Below are 24135 nucleotides of genomic sequence, written 5' to 3'. Positions count from 1 at the left end.
GACATCGTGGCGCACGTGCACTTGTATCGGGGCCATGAGCAACCCGGACAGCCCGAACTGGCATTTCGAGACCACGCAGATCCACGCCGGGCAGACGCCCGACGGTACGACCAACGCCCGTGCGCTCCCGATCTACCAGACCACGTCGTACACGTTCGACAACACCGATCACGCCGCCGCGCTGTTCGGGCTGGCCGAGCCGGGCAACATCTACACCCGCATCATGAACCCGACGCAGGACGCCGTCGAGCAGCGGATCGCCGCGCTCGAGGGCGGCGTCGCCGCACTGCTCGTCGCCTCCGGGCAGGCCGCCGAGACCCTCTCGATCCTCAACGTCGCCGAGTCGGGCGACCACATCGTCAGCTCGCCCTACCTGTACGGCGGCACCTACAACCTGCTGCACTACACCCTCGCCAAGCTGGGCATCGAGGTCACGTTCGTCGAGAACCCGGACGATCTGGAGCAGTGGCGCGCGGCCGTCCGCCCCAACACCCGGGCCTTCTTCGCCGAGACCATCTCCAACCCGCGCGGCCACGTGCTCGACATCGCCGGCGTCTCCGGCGTGGCGCACGAGAACGGGCTGCCGCTCATCGTCGACAACACCGTCGCGACGCCGTACCTGCTGCGGCCGCTCGAGCACGGCGCCGACATCGTCGTGCACTCGGCGACCAAGTACCTCGGCGGCCACGGCTCCGCGATCGGCGGCGTCATCGTCGACGGCGGCAACTTCGACTGGACGCAGGGCCGGCACCCGAACTTCACCACCCCGGACCCGTCGTACCACGGCGTCGTCTTCGCCGACCTCGGCGCGCCCGCCTTCGCGCTCAAGGCCCGTGTGCAGCTGCTGCGCGACCTCGGCCCCGCGATCTCGCCGTTCAACGCCTTCCTGCTCTCGCAGGGCATCGAGACCCTGAGCCTGCGCGTGGAGCGGCACGTGGAGAACGCGCAGAAGGTCGCCGAATTCCTCACCGGCGCCGGGGGCGTGACCGACGTGATCTACGCCGGCCTGCCCTCGTCGCCCTACCACGAGCGCGCGAAGGCACTGCTGCCCAAGGGCGCCGGCGCCATCGTCGCCTTCGAGCTGGCCGGCGGTGTGCCCGCGGGCAAGGCCTTCGTCGACGCCCTGCAGCTGCACAGCCACGTCGCGAACATCGGCGACGTCCGCTCGCTGGTCATCCACCCCGCGTCGACCACGCACAGCCAGCTCACCGAGCAGGAGCAGCTGGAGGCCGGCGTGACGCCGGGCCTGGTGCGCCTCGCGGTGGGCATCGAGCACATCGACGACGTGCTCGCCGACCTGCGGCTGGGCCTCGCCGCCGCGGCGGCGGCGAGTGTTCCCGCGACGGCGAACGCCTGACCGGAACGAAGCGATGCGCGCGCTGCGGTGGTTGCGACGGGCGGTCCGCTCCGCCCTCCAGGACGACGGTGCCTGGACCGCGGCCGTGCAGCGCGGCTGCACCTAGCCCGTGCACGACGGGTGCGCCCCCGAGTCATCGGCTCGGGGGCGCACCCGTCTGCGCGTCGGCCCGGCCTAGCGTTCCAGGGCCGCGCGGACCTGGTTCTCCAGGGCGACGGTGGCGGATCTCGGCAGGTCGATGAGGCCGTCGAGCTCGGCGCGGGCACGCTGGTAGGCCTGCTGGCGTTCGGGCCCGGTGGCGGAACCGTCGAGCGCGACGGCGAGCAGGCGCTGCGCCTTGGCGAGGCGCTCCTGCTCGATCGGCGAGAAGTCGCCGCGGCGGCGGCGCTTCGCCTCCTGCTCCGCGACCTCGAAGGCCGCGGCGTAGGCGTGCACCGCGTCGCGGTACTGCTCGACGTCCGCCGCCGGCGCATCGTCGGGCGCATCCGGGCGGAGCAGGTCGGCCCGGCGCTTGGCCTTGTGGAAGTCGACGGTGAGCGGCTCCCGCATGTCGACCATCATCGGGTGGTCGAGGATGGTGGCGAGATCCGTCTCGTAGCCGAACCAGCGGGTGTCGACGGCGTCGTGCTCCGCGATCGCGCGCTGCAGCTCCCGCTGGACCTGCGCCGCGTCGATCCGGCCCATGCCCTTGGCCTGCGCGAGGGCGACCTTGGTCTCCTGCTTGATGCGGTACCGCTCGAGCCGGCGGGTGGCGCGGCGCTCGTTCCACGCCGCGACCGCCCGCGCGCCTCCCGCGAGAGAACCTCCCAGGGGGAACACCAACCACCAGAAGTTCCTGGCGAACTCGAGCACCTGGTCCACACGACCAGCGTACTGACCCTCCCGGAGGACCGAGGGACTACGACTGCTGCTCGGCGTTGGCGGTGACGATGTCGACGACGTACTGCGCCAGGCCCGGCGCGATGTCCTCGTAGTGCTTCCGGAACCGGGGATCGCTCACGTACATCTGCGCCACGCACACCTGCATCGCGTGGTCGCAGTCGTACCAGCGGTCGATCCCGGCGCGGTGCCGCTCCGCCAGCTCGTTCGCCTCGGGGCTCCCGGGCGCGACGCCGCGGGCCAGGCCGTCCGCGAGGGCGGCCTCGAGCGCGTCGCCCTCGGCCTTGAGCTGCTTCCAGTCGTCCTTGCTGAGCTTCGCGGTGCGCTCGGCGCTCTGCTTCCAGGCGTCGGTGTCGCCCCAGCGCTCCTGCGCCTCCTCGGCGTAGCCCTCGCCGAGCCAGTCTGCGCCGAAGATCTCGGTCTGCTCCTCCGCGGTGAGCTGGACGCCACGTCGCTTGCTGTTCATCATGTCCTCCACAGCCGCGACCATCCGGTGCAAACGGTCGATCCGCTCGGTCAGCAGCTTCCGTTGCTGCTCCAGGTGCGCCATGGCATCCGCCGACGGGTCGTCGAGCAGGGTCGCTATCTGCTCGAGCGGGAAGCCCAGCTCCCGGTAGGTCAGCACGCGGTGCAGCCGCTCGACGTCGTCGTCGGAGTAGGCCCGGTAGCCGGCGCTGGTGCGCGCCGACGGCGGGACCAGCCCGATCTCGTCGTAGTGGTGCAGCGTGCGGACGCTCACCCCGGTCATCCGCGCGATGGCGCCGACCGTGAGAAGGGCTTGACGTTCGTTCACAGCGACCACACTCCGGCCTCACGTCGCGTGAGGGTCAAGCCGGATTCCATCGGCGCAGGTCAGGGACGGAGGGTGAGGATGCGCGGGCCGTCGGCGGTGACGGCGACGGTGTGCTCCCAGTGCGCCGCGCGGGCACCGTCGTCCGTGACGACGGTCCAGTCGTCCTCGAGGACGGAGGTGTCGGGGGTGCCGAGGCTGAGCATCGGCTCGATCGCGAGGGTGGAGCCGACGACGAGCAGCGGGCCCTTGCCCGGATCGCCCTCGTTGGCGAGGAAGGGCTCCATGTGCATCTCCCGGCCGATGCCGTGGCCGCCGTAGCCGTCGACGATCGCGAGCTCGCGGCCGAGCCGCGCGGCCTGCGCGTAGGTGGCGGTCTCGATGGCGTGCGAGACGTCGGTGAGGCGGTTGCCGTCGAGCATGGCGGCGATGCCGGCCTCCATCGCGAGGCGCGTGGCCTCGGAGAGGTCCTCGTCCTCCGCGGACAGCTCGCCCACGCCGAAGGTCCAGGCGGAGTCGCCGTGCCAGCCGTCGAGGATGGCGCCGCAGTCGATGGAGACGAGGTCGCCCTGCGCCAGCACCGTCGCGCGGTCGGGGATGCCGTGCACCACGACCTCGTTGACCGACGAACAGATCGAGCCCGGGAAGCCGTGGTAGCCCTTGAACGAGGGCACCGCGCCGGCCTCGCGGATCACCGTCTCCGCGACCTCGTCGAGGTCCAGGGTGGAGACGCCGACGCGGGCGGCGTCGCGGACCGCGACGAGCGCGCGGCCCACGACGGCGCCCGCGGCGGCCATCGCGTCGAGCTCTCCCGCGGAACGGAAGGGCACGGTCTTCTTGCGGCGGAAACGACTCACTTGTCGAGCTGCGCGGTCACGCGGCCCAGCACCTCGTCGACGGTGCCGACGGCGTCGACGTGCGTGACGAAGTCGCCGTAGTACTCGAGCAGCGGCGCGGTCTGGTTCGCGTACACCTGCATGCGGTTGCGGATGACCTCTTCGGTGTCGTCCGCACGGCCGCGGGCGAGCATGCGCTCGACCACGGTGTCCTCGGGGACCTCGAAGGAGACCACGGCGTCGAGCTTCTCGCCGCGCTCGGTGAGGATCTCGGCCAGCGAGTCCGCCTGGTCCGTGGACCGGGGGAAGCCGTCGAGGATGAAGCCGTTCTTCGCGTCCGGCTCCGTCAGGCGCGAACGCACCATGTCGACGGTGACCTTCGACGGGACGAGCTCGCCCGCGTCCATGTACTTCTTGGCCTCGACCCCGAGCGGGGTGCCCTCGCTGATGTTGGCGCGGAACAGGTCGCCGGTCGAGATGTGCGGGATGCCGTACTTCTCCGACAGTCGTTCGGCCTGCGTGCCCTTGCCCGCGCCGGGAGGGCCGAGAATAACAAGTCTCACTTGAGGAATCCTTCGTAGTTACGTTGCATCAACTGGCTCTCGATCTGCTTCGTAGTGTCGAGCGCCACGACCACGATGATGAGAACCATCGTGCCGCCGAACGGCAGGTTACTCATGTTCGAGCCGCTACCGGTGAGTTCGATGAAGAGGTTCGGGAGGATCGCGATGATGCCGAGGTACAGCGAGCCGGGCAGCGTGATCCGCTGCAGCACGTAGTTCAGGTAATCCGCGGTCGGCTTGCCGGGGCGGATGCCCGGGATGAAGCCGCCGAACTTCTTCATCTCGTCCGCGCGCTCCTCCGGGTTGAAGGTGATCGCGACGTAGAAGTAGGTGAAGAAGATGATCAGCGCGAAGTAGATCACGATGTGCCAGGTGCTGCCCGGGTTCACCAGGTTCGTCTGGATCCACTGCACCCAGCCGGCGGTCGAGCCGTTCGCGACGAGCTGGATGACCAGCTGCGGCAGGTACAGCAGCGACGAGGCGAAGATGACCGGGATGACGCCGGCGGTGTTCACCTTGAGCGGCAGGTAGGTCGACGAACCGCCGTACATCTTGCGGCCGACCATGCGCTTGGCGTACTGCACCGGGATGCGTCGCTGGCCCTGCTCGACGAAGACGACGGCGACGAGGATCAGGAAGACCGCGAAGCAGACGAGGCCGAAGGCGAGGCCGCCCTGGCTCTGCAGGATCTGCTGGCCGTCGGCCGGCAGGCGCGAGGCGATGCCGGCGAAGATGAGCAGCGACATGCCGTTGCCGATGCCGCGCTCGGTGATGAGCTCGCCGAACCACATGACCAGGATCGCGCCGGCGGTCATGGTCGCGACGATGACGGACAGCGAGAAGATGCCGTTGTCGTCGAGGATGCCGGGGCAGTCGGGCAGCAGGTTGCCGCGCGAGGCCATCGCGACGATCGCGGTGGCCTGCAGCAGTGCCAGCGCCACCGTGAGGTAGCGGGTGTACTGCGTGATCTTCGCCTGGCCGGCCTGGCCCTCCTTGCGGAGGGTCTCGAAGCGCGGGATGACCACCATCAGCAGCTGGATGATGATCGACGCGGTGATGTACGGCATGATGCCGATCGCGAACACCGACAGCTGCAGCAGCGCGCCGCCGGAGAACATGTTGATCAGCGAGTACACCTGCCCGCTGTCGCCGCTCGTGGCCTTATCGACGCACTCGGTGATCGTCCCGAAGTTCACACCGGGCGACGGCAATGTGGCGCCGAGCCGGTAGAGCACGAGGATGCCCAGGACGATCAGGATCTTCCGCCGCAACTCCGGGGTCCGGAAGATCGGGACTAGGGCCGAAAGCACACATCCTCCTGGCAGCCGGGCGGCCCGGACGGGCCGCCCCACGCTCGTGGACACCTGCTCCGCGCGCGGCGGAGCACGACGTCCTCATGGGTAATCCTGCAAACGTAAGAACTCTAACAGCCGCCGTCATAGGGGCTGTTCAAGGTAGGTGGCCGAACGCATTCCGCGGCCACCCGCGCGGGCGCGGGTCCGGGGCGCACCGTCCGGCAGGAGGCGGGCGGCGCACCGTCGGGCCCGCGAAACGAGAGCCGCGGTAGGCACCGGTGACCGGCGCCTACCGCGGCGTCCACGATTCGCGCAGCGCGAGGACTAGGCCTCGGCCGACGGCTTCAGCTCGGTGGCCGAGCCGCCCGCGGCCTCGATCTTCGCCTTGGCGGCGCCGGTGACCTTGGTCGCCGTCACGTCCACCTTGACGCTGATCTCGCCGTCGCCCAGCACCTTGACGACGCGGTTCTTGCGAACCGCACCGGCGGCGACGAGCTCGTCGATGCCGATGGTGCCGCCCTGCGGGAACAGGCGAGCGATGTCGCCCACGTTCACCACCTGGTACTCGACGCGGTTGCGGTTCTTGAAGCCCTTGAGCTTCGGCAGCCGCATGTGCAGCGGCATCTGACCGCCCTCGAACGCCACGGGGACGTTCTTGCGCGCCTTGGTGCCCTTGGTGCCGCGACCGGCGGTCTTACCCTTCGAGCCCTCACCGCGACCCACACGGGTCTTGGCGGTCTTCGCGCCCTTAGCGGGACGGAGATCGTGCAGCTTGATAGCCATTGCTTACACCTCCTCCACTTCCACGAGATGCGATACGACCTGGATCAGGCCGCGGTTGACGGGGGTGTCCTCACGGACGACCGACTTGCGGATGCCCTTGAGGCCCAGGGTGCGCAGGCTGTCGCGCTGGTTCTGCTTGAGCCCGACGAGGCCCCGCACCTGGGTGATCTTCAGCTCTGCCATGACTTACGCTCCCTGACCTGCACGGGCGCGGAGCATGCCGGCCGGGGCGACGTCCTCGATGGGCAGGCCGCGACGAGCCGCGACCTCCTCGGGACGCTGCAGCTCCTTGAGAGCCGCCACGGTCGCGTGCACCACGTTGATGGCGTTGTCCGAGCCCAGGCTCTTGGCGATGACGTCGTGGACGCCGGCCGCCTCGAGCACGGGGCGCACGGCGCCACCGGCGATGACACCGGTACCCGGGCTGGCGGGACGCAGCAGCACGACGCCGGCCGCGGCCTCACCCTGGACCGGGTGCACGATGGTGTTGCCGATCATCGGGACGCGGAAGAAGTTCTTCCGAGCCTCCTCGACACCCTTCTGGATGGCCGCAGGAACTTCCTTGGCCTTGCCGTAGCCGACGCCGACCATGCCCTGGCCGTCGCCCACGATCACGAGGGCGGTGAAGCTGAAGCGACGACCACCCTTCACGACCTTCGAGACACGGTTGATGGTGACAACCTTCTCGATGTAGTTGCTCTTCTCGGCCTCGTTGCGGCCACCGCGCTGATCGCGGTCGCGGCCACCACGACCGCCGCGGCGGTCGTTCGAGTTCTCGTTGTTCCCGGCGGGGCCGTTGCTACCGCCGTCACGACGCTGACGTCCGGGCATCAGGCGACCTCTCCTTCGATGGAAAACATGCTGGTGTGAGTCATTAGAACGTCAACCCGCCTTCGCGAGCGGCGTCCGCGAGCGCGGCGATCCGGCCGTGGTACTTGTTGCCACCACGGTCGAAGACGACGGCGTCCACACCGGCGGCCTTGGCGCGGGCGGCGATGAGCTCGCCGACCTTCTTGGCCTGGGCCGACTTGTCGCCGCCCGCAGCCTTGACGTCCGCCTCCAGCGTCGACGCCGCGGCCAGCGTGTGGCCCTTGAGGTCGTCGATCAGCTGGACGTGGATGTGCCGGCTGGAGCGCTTGACCGCGAGCCGCGGACGGACCGCGGTGCCCTCGATCTTCTTGCGCAGGCGGAAGTGGCGACGGGCCTTCGACGTGCGACGGCGCGTCGAGACGTCCTTGCCCACCGGGATGCGCTTCTTGTTCTCAGTCTGAGTTGCCATGAGTTACTTACCCGTCTTTCCGACCTTGCGACGGATCTGCTCACCCTCGTACCGCACGCCCTTGCCCTTGTAGGGATCGGGACGACGGAGCTTGCGGATGACCGCCGAGACCTGGCCGACCTGCTGCTTGTCGATGCCGGACACGGAGAACTTGGTGGGGCTCTCCACCGCGAAGGTGATGCCCTCGGGCGCCTCGATCGGCACCGGGTGGCTGAAGCCCAGGGCGAACTCGAGGTCCTTGCCCTTGAGCGCCACGCGGTAACCCACGCCGTAGATCTCCATCTTCTTGGTGTAACCCTCGGTCACACCGGTCACCATGTTGGCGACCAGGGTCCGCGACAGGCCGTGCAGCGCGCGGTTGCGCCGCTCGTCGTCGGGACGGGCGACCACGATGGCGCCCTCATCGTTCTTCGACACCGAGATCGGCTCCGCGATCGTCAGCGCAAGCTGGCCCTTGGGCCCCTTGACGGTGACGTCCTGGCCGGCGATCTGCACGTCGACGCCCGCGGGAACGACCACGGGGTGCTTACCAATACGCGACATAGTTGTTGTCCCCTTACCAGACGTAAGCGAGGACTTCGCCGCCCACGCCCTGCTTGGCTGCCTGGCGATCCGTGAGGAGGCCCGAGGACGTGGAGATGATCGCCACGCCCAGGCCACCGAGGACCTTCGGCAGGTTGGTGGACTTCGCGTACACGCGCAGACCGGGCTTCGACACGCGGCGCAGGCCGGCGATCGAACGCTCACGGCTGGGGCCGTACTTCAGCGAAACGACGAGGTTCTTGCCCACCTCGGCGTCCTCGGTACGGAAGTCGGTGATGTAGCCCTCACGCTTGAGGATCTCGGCGATGTTCGCCTTGATCTTCGAGTGCGGGAGCGTCACCTCGTCGTGGTACGCCGAGTTGGCGTTGCGCAGACGGGTCAAGAAGTCTGCGATCGGATCAGTCATGGTCATGACAGATTCGTCTACCTTTCTCGCAGCGGTTCCCATACATCGCCGGCGGTCTGGTGCCCTCCTCTCGACAGCGCGAGACGGGCCTGGAACGTCCGACGGTGGGCCTACTACGAAGCAAACCGTCCTGCAATACCGTTGCACTGCAGGGATTCCGGACCGGCGAACCGGTTCGGGGAAGTGCGCCGGCCATGCTCGAAGCACGACAGGCAACCTCACTAGTGTAGAGAAAGTGCCGGTCAGAGTCGAATCGGCGGGGAATCCGGGCCTTGTCCCCCGCACCCGGGAGGCCTAGCGTGAGGGCCATGCCCTCCGTGCACGATCTCGTCCGCGATCCCCGGCTCTATCGGGCGGCCGCCGCCGGACAGGCGACCGACGCCGCGATGTGCGTCCAACCCATCCCGTACGTCGCGAGATGCCTCGACGACGTCGGCTGGCCCGACGGGGGCCGCTGGTTCTTCCCCGTGGTCAAGGGCGCGTCGGCGCTCGGGCTCGCAGCGGCGCCGCGCTGGCCGGGCCTGGCCCGGCTCACCGCGATCATGCTGACGCTCTACTTCTGCGTCGCGGTCGGCCTGCACGTGCGGGCCCGCGACCTGCGACTGAACTTCGCGGCGGCCACCTCGCTGCTGGTCTTCTACGGCGCGCTCGCCGTGACGGGGCCGCCGCGACCCGCTAGTTGACCCGCAGGGTGGTGGTGACCGGCGTCGGGTTCTGGGTGAGGTCCAGGACCGGGCAGTGCGCGTCGACGACGGCCGTCAGCTCGCGGTAGCGCTCCTCGGTGTCCGGTCCCGTGATGTCGACGGTGACCCGCACGGCCGTGAAGCCCGGGCGCACGGACTCGTCGAGGCCGAAGAACCCCCGCACGTCGAGGTCGCCCTCAGCGCTGAGCTTCAGCTCGTCGATCGTGACGCCCAGCTTGTCGGCGTAGAAGCGGTAGGTCACGACCTGGCAGGAGAGCAGCGCGCCGAGGTAGGCCTCGACGGGGTTGATCGCGGTGTCGTCGCCACCGAGCGTCGGGGGCTCGTCGACGGCCAGGGTGTGCTGGCGCGCGGTGGTGACGCTGCCGACGGTGCCCTGCGGCACGGCAGTCGCCGAGAAGACCACGTGCGCGTTGGCGGTATTGCGCGTGACGGCCTGGTCGGTCGCGTCGATGATGGCGGCGAGGGAGCCGGTGGCGGATGCGGTCATTGATCTCTCCTGACGGGGACGGATGCTTCCTTCGCGGAACATATGTCCGTTCTCGCGGTGGCACAGCGGTTGCGTTCAGCGTGATTCGCGGCCGCTACCCTGAGTCGGTGTCCAGTTCCGTGACGGTCGCCCTGCTCGCCGTGCTCACCACCGCGGGCCTGGTCGCGGCCGCCGTCACCGACGGTCCGCTCTCGATCGCTCTGGCCGTGGCCACCGTCGCGGTCGCGGCCGGGCTGGCCTGGCGGCTACGGTCCGCTCCCCCGGGCGCCGCTGCGCTGGGCGCCTTCGTCACCGGCATCGTGATCGTCTCCGCCGGACTGCCCGCGCTCGCGATCGCCGGCGACTGGTCGCAGATCACCTCGTCGAGCTCGCCGTCGGGACGCGGATCGGTGGACCGATCGGCGGAGCTGCGCAGGGCGCTGGACAGGGCCGCCGAGGCGCTCCCCGGAGGGGCCGACGCGATCCGGTCGATCGACATCGACGGGATCTCGACCCAGGTGACCGTCCTCGACCTGCAGAAGGGCGAGCAGGTGTCCACGAGCTACTCACAGTCCGGCGGCGAGTGGTCCGCACCGAGCCGCACCCGGGTCAACGACCGCGCCGATGCGGTGTTCCGCCGCACCGACGTCGCCGGCCTCGATCTCTCCGCCTCGTCGGCGAAGGTCGACGCCGCGGCGACGGGCGCGGGTCTCGACCTCTCGAAGCGCTGGGAAGCGGACGGCGTGTCCATCGCCCGCCGCAGCTCCGACAAGAAACTGGTGGCCACGTACGACCTCACGTCTCGGTTCAGGTTCGAGACCGACGCGGCCGGCAATCTCCCCGACAATCTCGCGCTGGCGACGGTCGACGGCCTGCTCCCCGTCGCGGACCGCCTGCTGCGAGCCAACGGCTTCGATCCGACGAAGCAGCACCTCGAGCAGATCAGCTATCACGCGATGGCGGAGAGCTCGTCGGCGGTCGGATTCCCGCACCTGGGCACGGTCGAGCTGGAGGTGACACGCCCCGGTAAGCGCGGCACGCTCACCGAAGCGATCGGCCGGTTCCCCGAGGTCCGGCTCTACGACTCCGACGGGTCGGGATCGGGTCGCTTCGCCCTCACCGCACTGTCGGCCGCGGCGATCGAGAAGGCGCGCACCGACGTCGAGCAGCGTTCCGCCGTACCCGCCGTCGACGCACACGCGGTCTCCCTCGAGGTGGATCGCGACACCGGCTCGCCGGGTTGGACGCGCGGAGACCTCCCTCCCGTCCTCCAGCTGGGCCTCGGCCCGAACTCGAAGGACAGCGCCTACTACCGGCTGGACGGGACCTTCCTGCGTGCCGACTAGGTCCGCGCGGCGGTGAGCCGGCGGACGGTCGCGACCTCGGCGTCGCGGTAGGGGCGGCCGTCGGGCCAGAGCAGGTCGTGGAACCACTGCTGCGGCTGGCGCACTCCGACGTAAGGCTGCTTCCACGAGTCCCACGGGTAGTAGGTCTGGCTACGGCCGGCGACGAAGCCCCACTGGTAGGCGTCGATGCCGAGTTCCTTGCAGATGGGCAGGATCGTTTCGATGGTGCTGCCCTGCGGGCGGGCCATGTACTCGGTGAGCAGCATCGGCCGCCCCTGCTTCGCGAGGTCTGCGGCCATGGCGCGGAACTTCTCCGGCGGGTCGTAGCTGTGGAAGCTGATCACGTCGGACTGCTCCAGCTGGATGGTGCGGATCTCGGGCCGGGTGTCGGCCCAGACACCGGAGGTCAGCGGCTGCGTCGGATTGCCGGCGCGGGCCCACGCGAAGGCCTGGGGAAGCAGCTGCGCGACGCGGGCGACCTTGTCGGGCGGGCTCAGCGGGTAGGAGTCCGCGAGGTTCTCCGGCTCGTTCCACACGTCCCATGCGACCACGCGCGGATCGTTGGCGAACGCCTTGACCACGCCGGTCGCGTAGGCCTGCAGCGCCGCGGTGTCGGCGTTCGTCAGGCCCGCGGCGCCGGGGCTCTGCACCCAGGTCGAGTTGTGCACGCCGGGCGTGGGCTCGCGCTGCACGCCGGGCTTCGGATTCGGGTCCCAGCACGAGTCGAAGAGCACGAACATCACCTTGATGCCGTTGTTGTTGGCGACGGTCAGGAAGGCGTCGAGGCGCTGCACGAACCCGGTGGGGTCGGCCGTCCACAGCTGATCCTGCAGGAAGACGCGCATCGTCGTCATGCCCAAGCCGCGCGCCCAGCCGAGCTCCAGGTTCATCCGGTTCGGGTCGAAGGTCTGTGCCTGGAACATCTCGAACTGGTTCCCGGCGTTGGCGTTGATGTAGTTCGCGCCCACCATCCAGGGATTCTGGGCGCGCCACTGCTGCGCACGCTCGGGCGTCCACCGCGTCGCGGGCCCCGCCGGAGCCGCACCCGGCGTCGTCGGCCCGACGGTGCCGCCCGCCCCGGTCCCGGAGCCCGGGTCGGCGGCCGCCCGCGCGGCCAGCATCACGGCCGGCAGCGCGGCGGCAGTCCCCAGCAGAACCCGTCGAGTCACAACAGTCACATCATCACCATACGCAACATCGGTCACAACTCGATGAAGGCGCCGCGCGGCCGCGCGTCGTGAAACGGCGTCAGCTCTCGATGGCCTTGCGGGCCTCGGCCTCCAGCTCGGCGCGGAAGCGGGGCGGCGCGGGCAGGACGCCCCGATCGACGAGGCGGTCGACGGTGCTGACGACCTGGTTCAGGTAGGCGGCCCGCTCGGCGGCAACGGCGGACGTGGCGTGGCGGTACAGCTTGAGGCCGCGGTCCAGGTCGCGCACGTCCTCGTCGGCGAGGCCGGCGGAGCCGGTGCTGCGGGCGTGCCTGTCCGCGGCGTACCAGCTGGTACGGAGGTCGGTGACGGCGTCCGTGTACTCCGCACCCGACTCCGTGCCCGGGTACTCGTCGGTCCGCAGGGCGCTCGCGTGCTCCAGCGCGTCATGGAAGGCGATGACCTTCGGCGAGCTGAGATCCCACATCGCGGGGAAGCGCAGCAGCATCTCGGGGTCGAGCTCGTACGCGGCGTACTCCGAGAGCACCTCGTCGTGCCGGCCGGTCGCCCGCTCCCAGAGTGCCCGGCCCGACGGTGCCGGCTCGGGGCGCGGCCGGGCCTTCGCGCGAGGCTCCGGCCGTGGCGGCGCGACGAACTGCAGCGGATCCTCCCGCCGGGCCTTCGACGGGTCGCCGTTGCCACCGAGGAACAGGATCATCACGACGACGAGCGCGCCGCCGATGAGCAGCATGCCGTACGGGCCCGCGAACCTCAGGGCGAGCAGCCCGATGGCCGCCACGCCGAGCGCTCCCGCGATGGCCGTGTTACGCATCGGAATCACCCACGACGGACAGCCTAGACGTCAGGCCGCGAGCGCCCGTTCCCCCACCGGAGCGGTGACGACGGCACCGTCGGGCGACGGGCCCCGGGCGATGCGCGCGTAGGCGACGACCATCGCGCCGGCGGTGCCGAGCAGGGCGACGGCGGCGAGGTGGCCGCTCTGCGCCATCGGCACGCTGAGGTAGCGGATCGACAGCAGGATCGCGACGAAGGCGAGGGCCCCGCCCGCGACGGTCGCGATGCGGCGCGGATGCCAGCCGTCCTCGGGGCGGATCATCGCGGCCTCGAGGGTCAGCGCGAAGACGAACCCGGCGACGAGGTCGACGCCGTAGTGCGCGCCGAGGCCGAGGGTCGCCGAGATCGTGCAGACCCACCAGAAGACGCCGAACAGTTTGAGCAGCCGGGGCCCGCGCAGAGCGTGCAGGAGGATCGCCGTGGCCCAGGCCGTGTGCAGGCTGGGCATGCAGTTGCGGGGCGCCGCCTGGCTGAAGTACGCCGAGACGGGCTCGAGCGAGGTGGGCACGAGGTGCGGCCAGACGTTCATCCAGCCCGCGCCGGCCACCTCGTCGCCGAAGGCGTACGCCGGCCCGACGACGGGGAACAGGAAGTAGACGATGGGCCCGATCGCGCCGATCAGGATGAAGGACTTCACGATGTGGTGCCGCGGGAAGCCCTCGGTGGAGCTGCGGCGCAACTGGAAGAACGCGACGACGGCCGCGCCGACCGGGAGGTAGGTGTAGACCTTCGTGATCAGCCACAGGTACCAGCCGTGCTCGTGCACGAGCCGGCCCATCACCCACGACGGGCTGCCGAGCGCGCGGTCCGCCACCTCGACGAAGTGGTCGGCGACGTAGGGCAGCGCCTCCATCGTGAGCCCCAACCAGACGGACGAGACGGCATTGGCGACGATGAGGATCGCCGCGACACCCGCGGCCTTGAGCGCCGCGGACCGCTCGGGGCCGGTCAGGCGCAGGCCCGCGTAGGCGGCGAGGGCGACGAGTCCCCACATCACGCCGTTGCCGAAGTGCAGGGGCGAGCCGACGACGAGGCGCTCGGCGTTGAACAGCACCTCCGCGCCGACCACGACGCCGGTGAACGGCAGGCGCAGGCGGGCGGGCATGCACATCAGGGCCAACGCGAGCGCGGCGACCTTCACCTCGCCGGTGACGGGCCGGCCCACGAAGTCCTTCACCAGCCCCTCGACGGGGCCGGCAAGGCCGTAGGCCATGGCGGCCGCCTGGATCACGGCGACGAAGACGACGACCGCGAGCACGGCCCAGACCCAGGGGCGGTCCTTCGGACCGCGGCGGGGGCGCTCACCGCGTGGACCCCGCGGGAGCGCGAAGTCTGCACGCACCAACATGAGATGACAGCATAGTTAACACAGCGGTAACTCTGTGAATCCGATCCGCGTTTCGTGACGCGCATCGCCCTGCGCACAGCGCCGCGGGGGTGCCCCCGCCACGACGCCCGGGCCGGCCGAGGAACGACGAAGGCGCGCACCCCACAGGTGGGATGCGCGCCCTCGCGCGTGGATCTAGTCCCGGGTCAGACCCGGGCGGGACTCACCAGCTGCTCTTGTGCACACCGGGGAGCTCGCCGGCGTGCGCCATCTCGCGCAGGCACACACGGCACAGGCCGAACTTGCGGAACACCGAGTGCGGGCGGCCGCACTTGTTGCAACGGGTGTACGCGCGAACGGCGAACTTCGGCTTCTTGTTGGCCTTGTTGACCAGCGCCTTCTTTGCCATGGCTCAGTTCTCCTTGAAGGGGAAGCCGAGGTGCTTGAGCAGTGCGCGGCCTTCCTCATTGTTGGTGGCAGTGGTGACGACGGTGATGTCCATACCGCGCGGGCGGTCGATCGAGTCCACGTCGATCTCGTGGAACATCGACTGCTCGTTCAGGCCGAACGTGTAGTTGCCGTTGCCGTCGAACTGGTTGCCGTTGAGGCCGCGGAAGTCGCGGATACGGGGCAGCGCGATCGAGGTGAGGCGATCGAGGAACTCCCACATGCGGTCGCCGCGCAGCGTGACGCGCGCACCGATCGGCATGCCCTCACGCAGCTTGAACTGCGCGATGGACTTGCGGGCCTTGCGGATCTCCGGCTTCTGGCCGGTGATCAGCTCGAGGTCCTTGACGGCGCCGTTGATCAGCTTGGCGTCGCGGGCGGCGTCGCCGACGCCCATGTTCACGACCACCTTGACGACGCCGGGGATCTGCATGACGTTGTCGTACTGGAACTCGCTGTTCAGCGCGTCCTTGATCTCGGCGCGGTAGCGGGCCTTCAGCCGGGGCTGGGTCTTCTCAGCGGTGCTCATATCAGATGTCCTTCCCGTTCTTGCGGGAAATCCGCACGCGCTTGCCGGTCTCCTCGTCGGTCCGGTAGCCCACGCGGGTGGGGTTACCGTCCGAGTCGACGACCATGACGTTCGAGACGTCGATCGGGGCCTCGCGGACCTCGATGCCGCCCTGCGCGGTGGCGGAGGTGCTGGTGTGCTTCTTGATCCGGTTGACGCCCTCGACGAGGACCTTGTCAGCCTTCGGGAAGGACTCGACGACCTTGCCCTTGGCGCCCTTGTCGGGACCCGAGATCACGATGACGGTGTCGCCCTTGTGCACCTTCATGTCAGAGCACCTCCGGAGCCAGCGAAACGATCTTCATGAACTTCTTGTCGCGCAGCTCGCGGCCGACCGGGCCGAAGATGCGGGTGCCGCGAGGGTCGTTGTCGTTCTTGATGATGACAGCGGCGTTCTCGTCGAACTTGATGTACGAACCGTCCGGACGACGGCGCTCCTTGGCGGTGCGCACGATGACGGCCTTGACGACCTCGCCGCGCTTGACGTTGCCGCCGGGGATGGCGTCCTTGACGGTGGCGACGATGATGTCGCCGATTCCGGCGTAGCGGCGCGAACTGCCACCGAGCACGCGGATGCAGAGGATTTCCTTAGCACCCGTGTTGTCGGCGACCCGCACCCGCGATTCCTGCTGAATCACTGTTGCAGTCTCCTCAGACCTGGATTTTCATGCGCGTCGGATACCGACCCGAACGCGCGCGGTCCGCCGCCCGTGGCGCAGGGCCGCAGGCAACCCGTCCATGATAGGGGAAGTCGCAGGTAGATGTCGAATCGCGCCGGTTCTCCCCGGCCGGCGGTCGCCGGGGTCCGACGGTGCGCCACCGTCCGATCGGATCCGCCCGGACGAGGCCCACCCGGCGCGATCGCGATGCCGTAACTTCATTTTCGTGCAGCTCTCCGATCTGCCCGTGGGCGGCGTCGCGCGACTGCGGGGCACCTCCGCCGCCGCGCTCGCCTCCGCCGCCGCGCGGCGGGGACCGCAGGACCCCGTCGTGGTCTTCCCGGGCCTGACGCTGCCGCTCCCCTCCTCCCCCGGCGCGATCATCGACGACGTGCTGACCCGGGCGGTCGCGGTCGCACTGGAGGTCTTCCCGGCGTGGCTGCCCGACCCCGCCCTCACCCCCGGCCCCGGCGGGACCCCCGGCCGCACCACCGCCCACGAGCTCGCGCAGCGCCACGGCGGCACCCCCGGCATCGGCACAGCGCTGGGCGCGCTCGCCACCGCGGCGCTGCGACCCGAGGCGATGACCGGCTTCGCCGACCTGCCCGCGGCCGACCGTCGTGGCGCCCTCGAGCACGTCCTGACCCGCAGCTACCACGCTCCGGGGATCGCTCTCGCGCTCGACGTGGACCGGCCGCTGGCCCCGCACCTCGGCGACGCCCTCGCCACCGCGGCGCAATGGCTCGCACGCGGCGACGGCACCGTCTGGCTCCTCGGACCGGGCGCGGCGCCGCTGGACCGGTTCCCCGCCGTCGACGGTCCGCCCGCGATCCCCGACCCGCGCCCGCAGCCGTCGGAGTTCACCGTCGGCCTCGACCCGCTGCCCGCGTTCCCGCCCGTCGCCGGCAGGCCGCACCCTGCGAGCGCGGCGGAGCAGCACCTCGAGCGGGGGCTCGTGGATCAGGCGTGGGCCGCGGCGCGGCACTGGAACTACGCCGTCGACCTGGGGCCGCTGGCCCGGCCGGTCCGCGTCGACCTGCTGTTCCCGCGACCGCGCCTGGTGGTGGAAGTCGACGGGCCGGACCACCGCGCGAACGACGCGTACGAGGCCGACCGGCGCCGCGACGCCGACCTCATGCTGGCCGGATTCCGGGTGCTGCGGCTGACCAACGCGCGGATCCTGGGTGACCTCGCAGAATCTCTGGCGATCATCCGTACATTGGTGACTGCAACGGGATCCGGCCACGGGAGGGGTGCGTGATGGGCGAGTCGATCGCGGGGCTCACGGGCACGGAATCGACTGTGCTGCTGGTGCTCGCGTCGGCGGTGGAACCGGTGCGCAATCCCGACCTCAAACTGCTGGGCCCCGCGCTGGAGGCGCCGTCGCGGCGGCGGCTGGTCGAGCGGGGCCTCCTGGACGTCGAGGTCGGGGAGCGCCGCACGCTACTGCTCTCGCTCACCGACCGCGGCTGGGCCGCCGCCGCCGCGCTGCTCGAATCCCCTCCCCCGCCGCGCGCGACGCCGCAGCTGCGCGCCCTGTTCACCTTCGCCGCCGGGATCGGCCGCTACCTGCGCCGCGAATCGCTCGCGCTCGGCGAGGTGGTCACGCCCGCCGCCGGCCCGGCACCGTCGGCCCCGGCCCCCGTGCCCGACGGTCCGCTCCCGCCCGACGGTCCGCCGGCCGCGCAGCTCCGCGCGGCGTACGCCCGGATCGCGGCGCCCGGCGCGTGGGTGGCACTGCGCGATCTGCGCGCCGCACTTCCCGGCGTGCCGCGCACCGTCGTCGACGAGGGCCTGCGCGCCCTCTACCCCGAACCCCGCGTGCACATCGTCGCCGAGGACAATCTCAAAGCCCTCACCCCGGACGATCACGCCGCTGCGCTGCAGCTCGGCGGTCGCCCCCTGCACGCGATACGGATCACTCGATGACGCTCTCCGATGTGCAGCGCACCGCGCTGCGTTCCGTCCGCCTGAGCTGGGCACCCACGTACGAGGAGGTGTGGGACGCGGCGTCGGAGGACACGCACGTCGACGGCCTGCACACCGACGTCTGGGAGGATCTGGAGGACGCCCTCGGCGACGCCGTCGCGTCGACCGGTGCCTCCCCCACCGGCCTGGTCATCACCGGCAACGCGGGCACCGGCAAGACCCACCTGCTCACCCGGTTCCGGTCCGAGGTGCAGGCGGCGGGCCACTACTTCGTGCTGCTGGAACTCCTGGACGCCACGGACTTCTGGCGCGCGGCGCTCACCTCGCTGCGCAGCTCGTTGCTGCGGCCCGCGCGCGATCACGAGACCCAGCTGGCCCAGCTGCTGTGGCTGCTCTCGGACGAGGTCGGCCTCTCCCGCGCACACCGCCGCGAGTTCTCCGGCGACGCGGTGCCCACCCCCGAGGGCCTGGACGCGCTGGTCGCGGCCATGAGCAAGCGCCGCCCGCAGGTGCGGCAGTACCACGGCGTGCTGCGCGCGCTGGTGCTGCTCGGCTCCCCCGACAGCCGGCTCGCCGACCTCGGGTCCGCCTTCCTCGAGGACATCGAGGTCGAGGAGACCGCTGCCGAGCGACTGCACTGGGGCCTGCCCGCGCACGGCTTCCCCGCCGTGGAGACGGTGCGCGCGATCTCGGCGTTCATGGCCGAGACCGCCGCGACGGTCTTCGCCGTCGACCAGATCGACACCCTGCTCGCGCAGTCCGCGGCGACCCTCACCGCGCCCGACGCCGCGGAGAGCGAGGTCATCGAGCAGGTCGGCCACGGCCTCATGTCGCTGCGGCAGGGCCTCTACCGCACGGTGACCGTCGCCTGCATGCTCCCGACGGCCTGGGAGACGCTCGCCGGCCGCGCCACCGCCTCGGTCGCCGCGCGGTTCCGCGTCGTCGGCCCGCTGAAGTCGCTGCCCGACGGCGCCATCGCCCGCGCCATCGTCGAGCGGAGGCTGACCGCGGCGTACCGCGCGAAGGAGTTCGCGCCGCCGCATCCCACGTGGCCGGTCGCGCCCGAGGCCTTCGCCTCCGCGGTGCACCACACCCCACGCGACCTGCTCACCAAGGTCGACGCGCACATCCGGGCGTGCGTCACCACCCGCACGGACTTCGAGCTCGCGTCCTTCGGGTCGTTCGACGGGGACGCGCCGCGCACCGTCTCCGCCGCGGCCCCGGCCGCGGCGCCCGCCCCGGCACCCGAGCAGCCCGCGCTGCCGGAGACCACCCCCGCCGAGGCGCTCGCCCGCATCGACGAGCAGTTCGACGCGCTGCGGATCCGCGCCCGGGTCGGCGATATCGCGACCGATCAGGTCGCCGCGGACAAGCGGATGGGCGCGCTGATCGAGGCCGGCCTGCGGGCGTGGACCCGCGAGGACGGCGGCGACGGCTTCCAGATCGAGCGCGGCAACAAGCAGCTCGACGGCCGGCTGCGGCGCCGGCTGCCCGGCCGCGTCGAGGACGAGCAGCACTGGGCCTTCCGCGCGATCCCGGCGTCCAACGCCGTCGCGACCACGAACCGCGTGCAGAGCGCGGCGACCGCGGCCGGCGTGGCCGCGGGGATGGACCGCCGCAAGCTCTTCCTGCTGCGTTCCACGCCCTGGCCCACCAGCCCGAAGGCGTCGTCGGTGATCGCCGACGCCGTCGAGCGCGGGGCCGAACTGCTCCCGCTCGACGAGGCCGATCTCGCCACGCTCGACGCGCTCGGACACATCATCGCGAACTCCCCCGACGGTCTCGACGAGTGGCTGACGGCACGCCGTCCCGCGCACGGTCTGCGGATGTTCGCCGGACTCGATCACGCGCCGGCCGACCGGCCCGCACCGGCCTCGCGGCGCGCGCGCGGCCTCATCCCCGGCGACGCCGTGGGCCGCGTCGGCGGGCTGTCGAGCTCCGTCGCCGACGTCATGTTCGGCGGGCCGCCCGTGCCACGACCGGCACCGGCACCGCCCGCTGCCGCACCGTCGGGCGACGGTGCCGTCGTCGTCGGCCTCGGGCCGGACCGTGCGCCCGTCACCGTGGACCCCGTCGAGCTGCGTAAGCACACCGCGATCTTCGCCGGTTCCGGCTCGGGTAAGACGGTGCTGATCCGCCGGCTCATCGAGGAGTGCGCACTGCGCGGCGTCTCCGCGATCGTGCTCGACCCCAACAACGACCTCTCCCGGCTCGGCGAGGCATGGCCGGAGGCGCCGTCGGGCTGGTGGGAGGGCGACGCCGAGCGGGCGCGCACGTACCTCGCCGACACGGACGTGGTGGTGTGGACGCCCAACCGCGCATCCGCGCGACCCCTGGTGCTGCAACCGATCCCGGACTTCGCGGCGCTGCGGACGGGCATGGACGGCGAGGGCCTGGAGGCGCAGGAGGCGCGCGAGGGCTTCGCGATGGCCGTCGAGGCGAGCGCGAGCGCGCTGGAGCAGCACGTCGGCGTGGGCGGAGCGCGCCGCGAGCAGCAGCGCGCGATCCTGCGGGAGGCGCTCGACGCCTACGGTCGCCAGGTGGGCCGCGCGGACATCCGCGGCTTCGCCGACTTCCTCGCCGAGTGGGATTCGACGCGCAGCAGCCTCGGCAGCGCCGACAAGCTGTCGCCCGAGCTGGCGGCGAACCTCCAGGCCGCGCTGATCAACAATCCGCTGCTCGGCGGCCGGGGCGAGGCGGTCGACCCCGCGACGCTGCTAACCCCGGCGGACGGCAAGCGCGCCCGGGTCTCGGTGATCAGCCTCATCGGCCTGCCCGACGAGACGCAGCGGCAGACCTTCGTCGCGCAGCTGCAACTCGCGCTGTTCTCGTGGGTCAAGCGTCACCCCGCGGGCGAGACGCCGCTGGGCGCCCTGCTGGTGATGGACGAGGCCCAGCAGATCGCGCCCTCGGGCGCGGTGAAACCCTCCACCGAGTCGACGCTCCTGCTCGCCTCGCAGGCCCGCAAGTACGGGCTGGGGCTGGTCTTCGCGACGCAGGCGCCGAAGGGCCTGCACGACAAGATCGTCGGCAACAGCGCGACGCACTTCTACGGCAAGCTCAACGCGCCCGTGCAGATCCAGGCCGCCAAAGACCTGGCCGCCGCGCGCGGCGGTCGGCTCGACGGGATCGGCGGGCTGGGCGCCGGCGACTTCTACCTGGGGTCGGGCGCGGCGACGGTCCGCCTGCACTCGCCGATGTGCCTGAGCCACCACCCCGCCAGCCCGCCCACGGAGGACGAGGTCCTCACCATCGCACGGAGGAGCACGACATGAGCCCGAGGAACAAGGTCGGCTGGGGCGAGCTCTCGCCCCGCGCGAAGACGACGATCGTCGCGACCGCGGCCGTCGACGCGGGACTGCGGGCCTGGGCCCTTGCCGACCTGGCCGGACGCGACGACGCCGAGGTCCGCGGCCCCAAGAAGCTCTGGGGCCTCGGCCTCGGCGTGGTCACCTCCGCGGGCGTGCTGCCCGCGGCCTATCTGCTGTTCGGCCGCGCCTCCGCGACGGCCTGACGCGGATCAGCCCGCGGGGCGGGTGGCGCGGCGGCGGGGCTGCTGCGCGCGGCCCTGCCCCTGAGGGCGCCCCTGGCCCTGCGCCCGTCCGCCGGACGGTGCCTGACGGTGCTGACCCGAGCGCTGACCGCCCTGGCCGCGACCGGCGCCCTGGCCCCGCGCGGTGCCGTCGCGGCCGGCGCCGTCGGAGCGCTGGCCGGTGCCCTTGCCGCGCCCCGCACGACCCCGGCCCGGGGCGTGGCCGCCGCCCGCGCGGCGCTGCTGCTGCGGCGGCGCGACCGGCTCGGGCTCGACGTACGGGGCGACCTCGCCGACGAGGTCGACGACGACGGGCGAAGCGGCGGTCACCGCGACGGGCCGCGCGGTGATGGCGGCCTTCTTGAGCAGCGTCTGGGTGTCCTTGCGCTGCTCGGGCGTCATCACGGTGACGACGGTGCCCTCGCTGCCCGCGCGGGCGGTGCGGCCGCTGCGGTGCAGGTAGGCCTTGTGCTCGGCGGGCGGGTCGACGTGCACGACCAGCTCGACGTCGTCGACGTGCACGCCGCGGGCGGCGATGTCGGTGGCGACGAGAACGCGGGCGGTGCCGGCGCTGAACGCCTCGAGGTTGCGGTCGCGCTGCGGCTGGCTGAGGTTGCCGTGCAGGTCGCGCGCGGGGATGCCCTGCGCGGTGAGCTGCTTGGCGAGCTTCTTCGCCTGGTGCTTGGTGCGGGTGAACAGGATGCGGCGGCCCGTGCCGGAGGCGAGGGCGCGCACCAGCTCGTTCTTGTCGTCCTTGCCGCTCACCTCGAAGAGGTGGTGCGTCATCGCGACGACCGGCGAGTTCTCGGGATCGACCGAGTGCGAGACCGGGTCGGTGAGGAACTTGCGGACCAGCTTGTCGACGCCGTTGTCGAGCGTGGCGGAGAACAGCATCCGCTGGCCGCCCGCCGGCGTCGCGGCGAGGATGCGGGTCACGACGGGCAGGAAGCCGAGGTCGGCCATGTGATCGGCCTCGTCGAGCACGGTGACCTCGACGCGCGACAGGTCGACGATGCGCTGGCGCATGAGGTCCTCGAGGCGGCCGGGGCAGGCCACCACGATGTCGACGCCGTGGCTCAGCGCCTGCTCCTGGCGGGTCTGCTTCACGCCGCCGAAGATCGTGGTGACGCGCAGGCCGGCGGCGCGGGCCAGGGGCTCGACGGTCGCCGTGATCTGGGTCGCCAGCTCCCGCGTCGGGGCGAGGACCAGGCCGGACGGCTTGCCCGCCGGAGCGCGGTGCCCGGCGATGCGCGCGACCAGCGGGATCGCGAAGGCCAGGGTCTTGCCCGAGCCGGTCTTACCGCGGCCGAGAACGTCGCGGCCGGCGAGGGTGTCGGGCAGGGTGTCGGCCTGGATGGGGAAGGGAGTGCTGCGGTCCATGTCGCGGAGGGCGGCGACGAGGTTCGAGGGGACGCCGAGGTCGGCGAAGGAACGAGCGGACACAGGGGTGCTCACGGTGCGGAGATACCTAACGGTGGTGGGTGGCGAAGGCGGCGGTGGCCGCATCCGTTCGCCGCAAGAAAAGAACCGGGAAATGGTCTCGAGCCGAATTCGGCGAGTCAGGGGCCCGGGTGCCCTACGACGGCGCGGGACGTGACCGTCCCGCATCTTCCACATCCTAGCAAACCTGTTCGCATCATCGTTCATACTCGAGGAGGAAGTGCCGACGCTCACACCGTGGACGTCGGCCCCTCGTGAAACGCGGAGGCGGCGAATGAGCGACAATGCAGTCATACGGCGTGCACGTCGACGCGCGCCAGGGGGAGGCAAGATCATGACCGCAGGTACGAGGACCCGTTCGTTCCGCCGCCGTGGGGGCGCGGCCCTGGCCGCCGGGGCGGCGCTGCTCACGCTGGCGGGCTGCGGCTCGGTGGCCGGCACCGGCTCGGCCGATCCGCAGGACGTCGCCGCCTACCAGAGCACCATCGCGTCCTCGCGCGCCGCCGCGGCGGCCGCGGCCGGCAAGTCCGCGTGTGCGTCCTGGCAGTCCGGGTACGACACCCGGGTCGTCGCCACCCGCGCGACCGCCGCCTTCACCAAGGACCCCAAGTGGAACTGGGACACCATCACCGGCGTCATGAACGCGGAGTTCGCCGCGCTCGAGACGGAGACGGGCAAGCTGCCGTCGATCATCGCGACGGCGCAGCCCTCCGCGACCGTGCACACCGCGATCGTCGAGTACAAGTCCAAGCTGGACGCCTACACCGCGGCCATGCGCTCCGACCAGGCCGCGCGCGCGACCGGCGAGGCCACCTGGGAGAAGACCAACCCCGCCGCCAAGGTCCTCGACACCGCCGTCAGCGGCGTCCGCCGCGTCTGCGCCTGACCCAGCGCCTGACCGTCGTCCGCGCCTGATCCGCGGAACTCGGGTCCGTGGCCCGCGGACAGAGCAGAACCCCCGGATTCCTCGTACGAGGAATCCG

General features: G+C 71.1%; 28 protein-coding genes. 8 read left to right on the top strand and 20 right to left on the bottom strand.

Annotation, left to right across the window (positions count from 1 at the left end; translation table 11 throughout):
• The first annotated feature begins 34 nt into the window (after positions 1-34).
• The gene (locus FK530_RS02990; RefSeq protein WP_146485456.1) at positions 35-1357 is read left to right on the top strand and encodes a bifunctional o-acetylhomoserine/o-acetylserine sulfhydrylase; all 1323 of its coding nucleotides are present in this window, start codon (positions 35-37) and stop codon (positions 1355-1357) included.
• 174 nt (positions 1358-1531) lie between these two features.
• Here the strand turns inward: FK530_RS02990 and FK530_RS02985 are convergent, their stop codons facing one another.
• From FK530_RS02985 to rpsH, 11 genes are all read right to left on the bottom strand, one after another.
• The gene (locus tag FK530_RS02985; protein WP_146485455.1) at positions 1532-2218 is read right to left on the bottom strand and encodes a hypothetical protein; all 687 of its coding nucleotides are present in this window, start codon (positions 2216-2218) and stop codon (positions 1532-1534) included.
• 37 nt (positions 2219-2255) lie between these two features.
• Positions 2256-3029: a MerR family transcriptional regulator gene (locus tag FK530_RS02980; protein WP_146485454.1), complete on the bottom strand. Its 774-nt coding sequence runs from the start codon at positions 3027-3029 to the stop codon at positions 2256-2258.
• Between the two features lie 59 nt (positions 3030-3088).
• Positions 3089-3883, bottom strand: coding sequence for a type I methionyl aminopeptidase (gene map / locus FK530_RS02975; RefSeq protein ID WP_146485453.1), 795 nt, complete (start codon positions 3881-3883; stop codon positions 3089-3091).
• Complete coding sequence (locus FK530_RS02970; protein WP_146485452.1) at positions 3880-4425, bottom strand: adenylate kinase; 546 nt, start codon at positions 4423-4425, stop codon at positions 3880-3882. The genes map and FK530_RS02970 overlap by 4 nt, the downstream gene beginning before the upstream one ends.
• On the bottom strand, positions 4422-5735 hold the full coding sequence (gene secY / locus FK530_RS02965) for a preprotein translocase subunit SecY (RefSeq protein ID WP_146485451.1): 1314 nt from the start codon (positions 5733-5735) through the stop codon (positions 4422-4424). The genes FK530_RS02970 and secY overlap by 4 nt, the downstream gene beginning before the upstream one ends.
• A 309-nt stretch (positions 5736-6044) precedes the next feature.
• Positions 6045-6503, bottom strand: coding sequence for a 50S ribosomal protein L15 (gene rplO, locus FK530_RS02960; RefSeq protein ID WP_146435019.1), 459 nt, complete (start codon positions 6501-6503; stop codon positions 6045-6047).
• Between the two features lie 3 nt (positions 6504-6506).
• Positions 6507-6686, bottom strand: a complete 180-nt coding sequence (gene rpmD, locus FK530_RS02955; protein ID WP_068522648.1) for a 50S ribosomal protein L30 — start codon at positions 6684-6686, stop codon at positions 6507-6509.
• 3 nt (positions 6687-6689) lie between these two features.
• Positions 6690-7334, bottom strand: a complete 645-nt coding sequence (rpsE, locus tag FK530_RS02950) for a 30S ribosomal protein S5 (RefSeq protein WP_068533010.1) — start codon at positions 7332-7334, stop codon at positions 6690-6692.
• Between the two features lie 43 nt (positions 7335-7377).
• A complete protein-coding gene (gene rplR, locus FK530_RS02945) occupies positions 7378-7782 on the bottom strand; it encodes a 50S ribosomal protein L18 (RefSeq protein ID WP_146485450.1) in 405 nt (134 codons plus the stop codon).
• A gap of 3 nt (positions 7783-7785) precedes the next feature.
• Complete coding sequence (gene rplF, locus FK530_RS02940) at positions 7786-8325, bottom strand: 50S ribosomal protein L6 (protein WP_146485449.1); 540 nt, start codon at positions 8323-8325, stop codon at positions 7786-7788.
• Between the two features lie 13 nt (positions 8326-8338).
• Positions 8339-8737, bottom strand: coding sequence for a 30S ribosomal protein S8 (rpsH, locus tag FK530_RS02935; RefSeq protein ID WP_068533016.1), 399 nt, complete (start codon positions 8735-8737; stop codon positions 8339-8341).
• A gap of 302 nt (positions 8738-9039) precedes the next feature.
• Between rpsH and FK530_RS02930 the strand changes: the two genes are divergently transcribed.
• On the top strand, positions 9040-9414 hold the full coding sequence (locus tag FK530_RS02930) for a DoxX family protein (RefSeq protein WP_146485448.1): 375 nt from the start codon (positions 9040-9042) through the stop codon (positions 9412-9414).
• Here the strand turns inward: FK530_RS02930 and FK530_RS02925 are convergent.
• Entirely contained in the window at positions 9407-9922 is a 516-nt protein-coding gene (locus tag FK530_RS02925; RefSeq protein WP_146485447.1) for an OsmC family protein, read from the bottom strand. The two genes, FK530_RS02930 and FK530_RS02925, sit on opposite strands and share 8 nt — an antisense overlap.
• 107 nt (positions 9923-10029) lie before the next feature.
• On the opposite strand from FK530_RS02925, the gene FK530_RS02920 reads away from it, so the two are divergent.
• A complete protein-coding gene (locus FK530_RS02920; RefSeq protein WP_146485446.1) occupies positions 10030-11247 on the top strand; it encodes a hypothetical protein in 1218 nt (405 codons plus the stop codon).
• Here FK530_RS02920 and FK530_RS02915 read toward each other — a convergent pair.
• From FK530_RS02915 to rplN, 7 genes are all read right to left on the bottom strand, one after another.
• Complete coding sequence (locus tag FK530_RS02915; protein WP_146485640.1) at positions 11244-12368, bottom strand: cellulase family glycosylhydrolase; 1125 nt, start codon at positions 12366-12368, stop codon at positions 11244-11246. The two genes, FK530_RS02920 and FK530_RS02915, sit on opposite strands and share 4 nt — an antisense overlap.
• 127 nt (positions 12369-12495) lie before the next feature.
• Positions 12496-13227 carry a hypothetical protein gene (locus tag FK530_RS02910; protein ID WP_146485445.1) on the bottom strand — a complete coding sequence of 244 codons (732 nt, stop codon included), beginning with the start codon at positions 13225-13227 and terminating at the stop codon, positions 12496-12498.
• Between the two features lie 30 nt (positions 13228-13257).
• Complete coding sequence (locus FK530_RS02905) at positions 13258-14598, bottom strand: phosphatase PAP2 family protein (RefSeq protein ID WP_146485444.1); 1341 nt, start codon at positions 14596-14598, stop codon at positions 13258-13260.
• Between the two features lie 202 nt (positions 14599-14800).
• Positions 14801-14986: a type Z 30S ribosomal protein S14 gene (locus tag FK530_RS02900; protein WP_068522657.1), complete on the bottom strand. Its 186-nt coding sequence runs from the start codon at positions 14984-14986 to the stop codon at positions 14801-14803.
• Between the two features lie 3 nt (positions 14987-14989).
• Positions 14990-15553 (bottom strand): 50S ribosomal protein L5, encoded by a 564-nt coding sequence (rplE, locus tag FK530_RS02895; protein WP_146485443.1) that lies wholly within the window; start codon positions 15551-15553, stop codon positions 14990-14992.
• 1 nt (position 15554) lies between these two features.
• A complete protein-coding gene (rplX, locus tag FK530_RS02890; protein WP_146485442.1) occupies positions 15555-15860 on the bottom strand; it encodes a 50S ribosomal protein L24 in 306 nt (101 codons plus the stop codon).
• A gap of 1 nt (position 15861) precedes the next feature.
• Positions 15862-16230: a 50S ribosomal protein L14 gene (rplN, locus tag FK530_RS02885; protein ID WP_013128004.1), complete on the bottom strand. Its 369-nt coding sequence runs from the start codon at positions 16228-16230 to the stop codon at positions 15862-15864.
• 247 nt (positions 16231-16477) lie between these two features.
• Between rplN and FK530_RS02880 the strand changes: the two genes are divergently transcribed.
• Genes FK530_RS02880 through FK530_RS02865 form a run of 4 tightly spaced genes read left to right on the top strand, consistent with a single transcriptional unit; the run spans position 16478 to position 21694 of the window.
• Positions 16478-17512: an endonuclease domain-containing protein gene (locus tag FK530_RS02880; RefSeq protein WP_158645012.1), complete on the top strand. Its 1035-nt coding sequence runs from the start codon at positions 16478-16480 to the stop codon at positions 17510-17512.
• Positions 17512-18180, top strand: a complete 669-nt coding sequence (locus tag FK530_RS02875; protein ID WP_146485440.1) for a hypothetical protein — start codon at positions 17512-17514, stop codon at positions 18178-18180. The genes FK530_RS02880 and FK530_RS02875 overlap by 1 nt, the downstream gene beginning before the upstream one ends.
• Positions 18177-21455 carry a helicase HerA domain-containing protein gene (locus FK530_RS02870; RefSeq protein ID WP_146485439.1) on the top strand — a complete coding sequence of 1093 codons (3279 nt, stop codon included), beginning with the start codon at positions 18177-18179 and terminating at the stop codon, positions 21453-21455. The genes FK530_RS02875 and FK530_RS02870 overlap by 4 nt, the downstream gene beginning before the upstream one ends.
• Entirely contained in the window at positions 21452-21694 is a 243-nt protein-coding gene (locus FK530_RS02865) for a hypothetical protein (protein ID WP_146485438.1), read from the top strand. The genes FK530_RS02870 and FK530_RS02865 overlap by 4 nt, the downstream gene beginning before the upstream one ends.
• Before the next feature lie 6 nt (positions 21695-21700).
• On the opposite strand, the gene FK530_RS02860 is transcribed toward FK530_RS02865, so the two are convergent.
• A complete protein-coding gene (locus FK530_RS02860) occupies positions 21701-23092 on the bottom strand; it encodes a DEAD/DEAH box helicase (RefSeq protein WP_231706487.1) in 1392 nt (463 codons plus the stop codon).
• Positions 23093-23486: 394 nt separating this feature from the next.
• Here FK530_RS02860 and FK530_RS02855 point away from each other — a divergent pair, with 394 nt between their 5' ends.
• Positions 23487-24038: a hypothetical protein gene (locus FK530_RS02855; RefSeq protein ID WP_146485436.1), complete on the top strand. Its 552-nt coding sequence runs from the start codon at positions 23487-23489 to the stop codon at positions 24036-24038.
• The last annotated feature ends 97 nt before the right edge of the window (positions 24039-24135 follow it).

This window comes from Tsukamurella conjunctivitidis (assembly GCF_007858475.1).
In the GTDB taxonomy this organism is placed as follows: domain Bacteria; phylum Actinomycetota; class Actinomycetes; order Mycobacteriales; family Mycobacteriaceae; genus Tsukamurella; species Tsukamurella conjunctivitidis.
Note: the sequence above shows the minus strand (reverse complement) of the source record. Positions and strands in the feature narration are given on the sequence as shown.

What these genes read in the sequence shown, in the direction of transcription:
- FK530_RS02990 (WP_146485456.1), top strand. Translation starts at nt 35, where the DNA reads ATGAGCAACCCGGACAGCCCGAACTGGCATTTCGAGACCACGCAGATC.
- rplO (WP_146435019.1), bottom strand. Translation starts at nt 6,503, where the DNA reads ATGGCTATCAAGCTGCACGATCTCCGTCCCGCTAAGGGCGCGAAGACC.
- rpmD (WP_068522648.1), bottom strand. Translation starts at nt 6,686, where the DNA reads ATGGCAGAGCTGAAGATCACCCAGGTGCGGGGCCTCGTCGGGCTCAAG.
- rpsE (WP_068533010.1), bottom strand. Translation starts at nt 7,334, where the DNA reads ATGCCCGGACGTCAGCGTCGTGACGGCGGTAGCAACGGCCCCGCCGGG.
- rplR (WP_146485450.1), bottom strand. Translation starts at nt 7,782, where the DNA reads ATGGCAACTCAGACTGAGAACAAGAAGCGCATCCCGGTGGGCAAGGAC.
- rplF (WP_146485449.1), bottom strand. Translation starts at nt 8,325, where the DNA reads ATGTCGCGTATTGGTAAGCACCCCGTGGTCGTTCCCGCGGGCGTCGAC.
- rpsH (WP_068533016.1), bottom strand. Translation starts at nt 8,737, where the DNA reads ATGACCATGACTGATCCGATCGCAGACTTCTTGACCCGTCTGCGCAAC.
- FK530_RS02930 (WP_146485448.1), top strand. Translation starts at nt 9,040, where the DNA reads ATGCCCTCCGTGCACGATCTCGTCCGCGATCCCCGGCTCTATCGGGCG.
- FK530_RS02925 (WP_146485447.1), bottom strand. Translation starts at nt 9,922, where the DNA reads ATGACCGCATCCGCCACCGGCTCCCTCGCCGCCATCATCGACGCGACC.
- FK530_RS02915 (WP_146485640.1), bottom strand. Translation starts at nt 12,368, where the DNA reads ATGCTGGCCGCGCGGGCGGCCGCCGACCCGGGCTCCGGGACCGGGGCG.
- FK530_RS02910 (WP_146485445.1), bottom strand. Translation starts at nt 13,227, where the DNA reads ATGCGTAACACGGCCATCGCGGGAGCGCTCGGCGTGGCGGCCATCGGG.
- FK530_RS02905 (WP_146485444.1), bottom strand. Translation starts at nt 14,598, where the DNA reads ATGTTGGTGCGTGCAGACTTCGCGCTCCCGCGGGGTCCACGCGGTGAG.
- FK530_RS02900 (WP_068522657.1), bottom strand. Translation starts at nt 14,986, where the DNA reads ATGGCAAAGAAGGCGCTGGTCAACAAGGCCAACAAGAAGCCGAAGTTC.
- rplE (WP_146485443.1), bottom strand. Translation starts at nt 15,553, where the DNA reads ATGAGCACCGCTGAGAAGACCCAGCCCCGGCTGAAGGCCCGCTACCGC.
- rplX (WP_146485442.1), bottom strand. Translation starts at nt 15,860, where the DNA reads ATGAAGGTGCACAAGGGCGACACCGTCATCGTGATCTCGGGTCCCGAC.
- FK530_RS02875 (WP_146485440.1), top strand. Translation starts at nt 17,512, where the DNA reads ATGGGCGAGTCGATCGCGGGGCTCACGGGCACGGAATCGACTGTGCTG.
- FK530_RS02870 (WP_146485439.1), top strand. Translation starts at nt 18,177, where the DNA reads ATGACGCTCTCCGATGTGCAGCGCACCGCGCTGCGTTCCGTCCGCCTG.
- FK530_RS02865 (WP_146485438.1), top strand. Translation starts at nt 21,452, where the DNA reads ATGAGCCCGAGGAACAAGGTCGGCTGGGGCGAGCTCTCGCCCCGCGCG.
- FK530_RS02860 (WP_231706487.1), bottom strand. Translation starts at nt 23,092, where the DNA reads ATGGACCGCAGCACTCCCTTCCCCATCCAGGCCGACACCCTGCCCGAC.
- FK530_RS02855 (WP_146485436.1), top strand. Translation starts at nt 23,487, where the DNA reads ATGACCGCAGGTACGAGGACCCGTTCGTTCCGCCGCCGTGGGGGCGCG.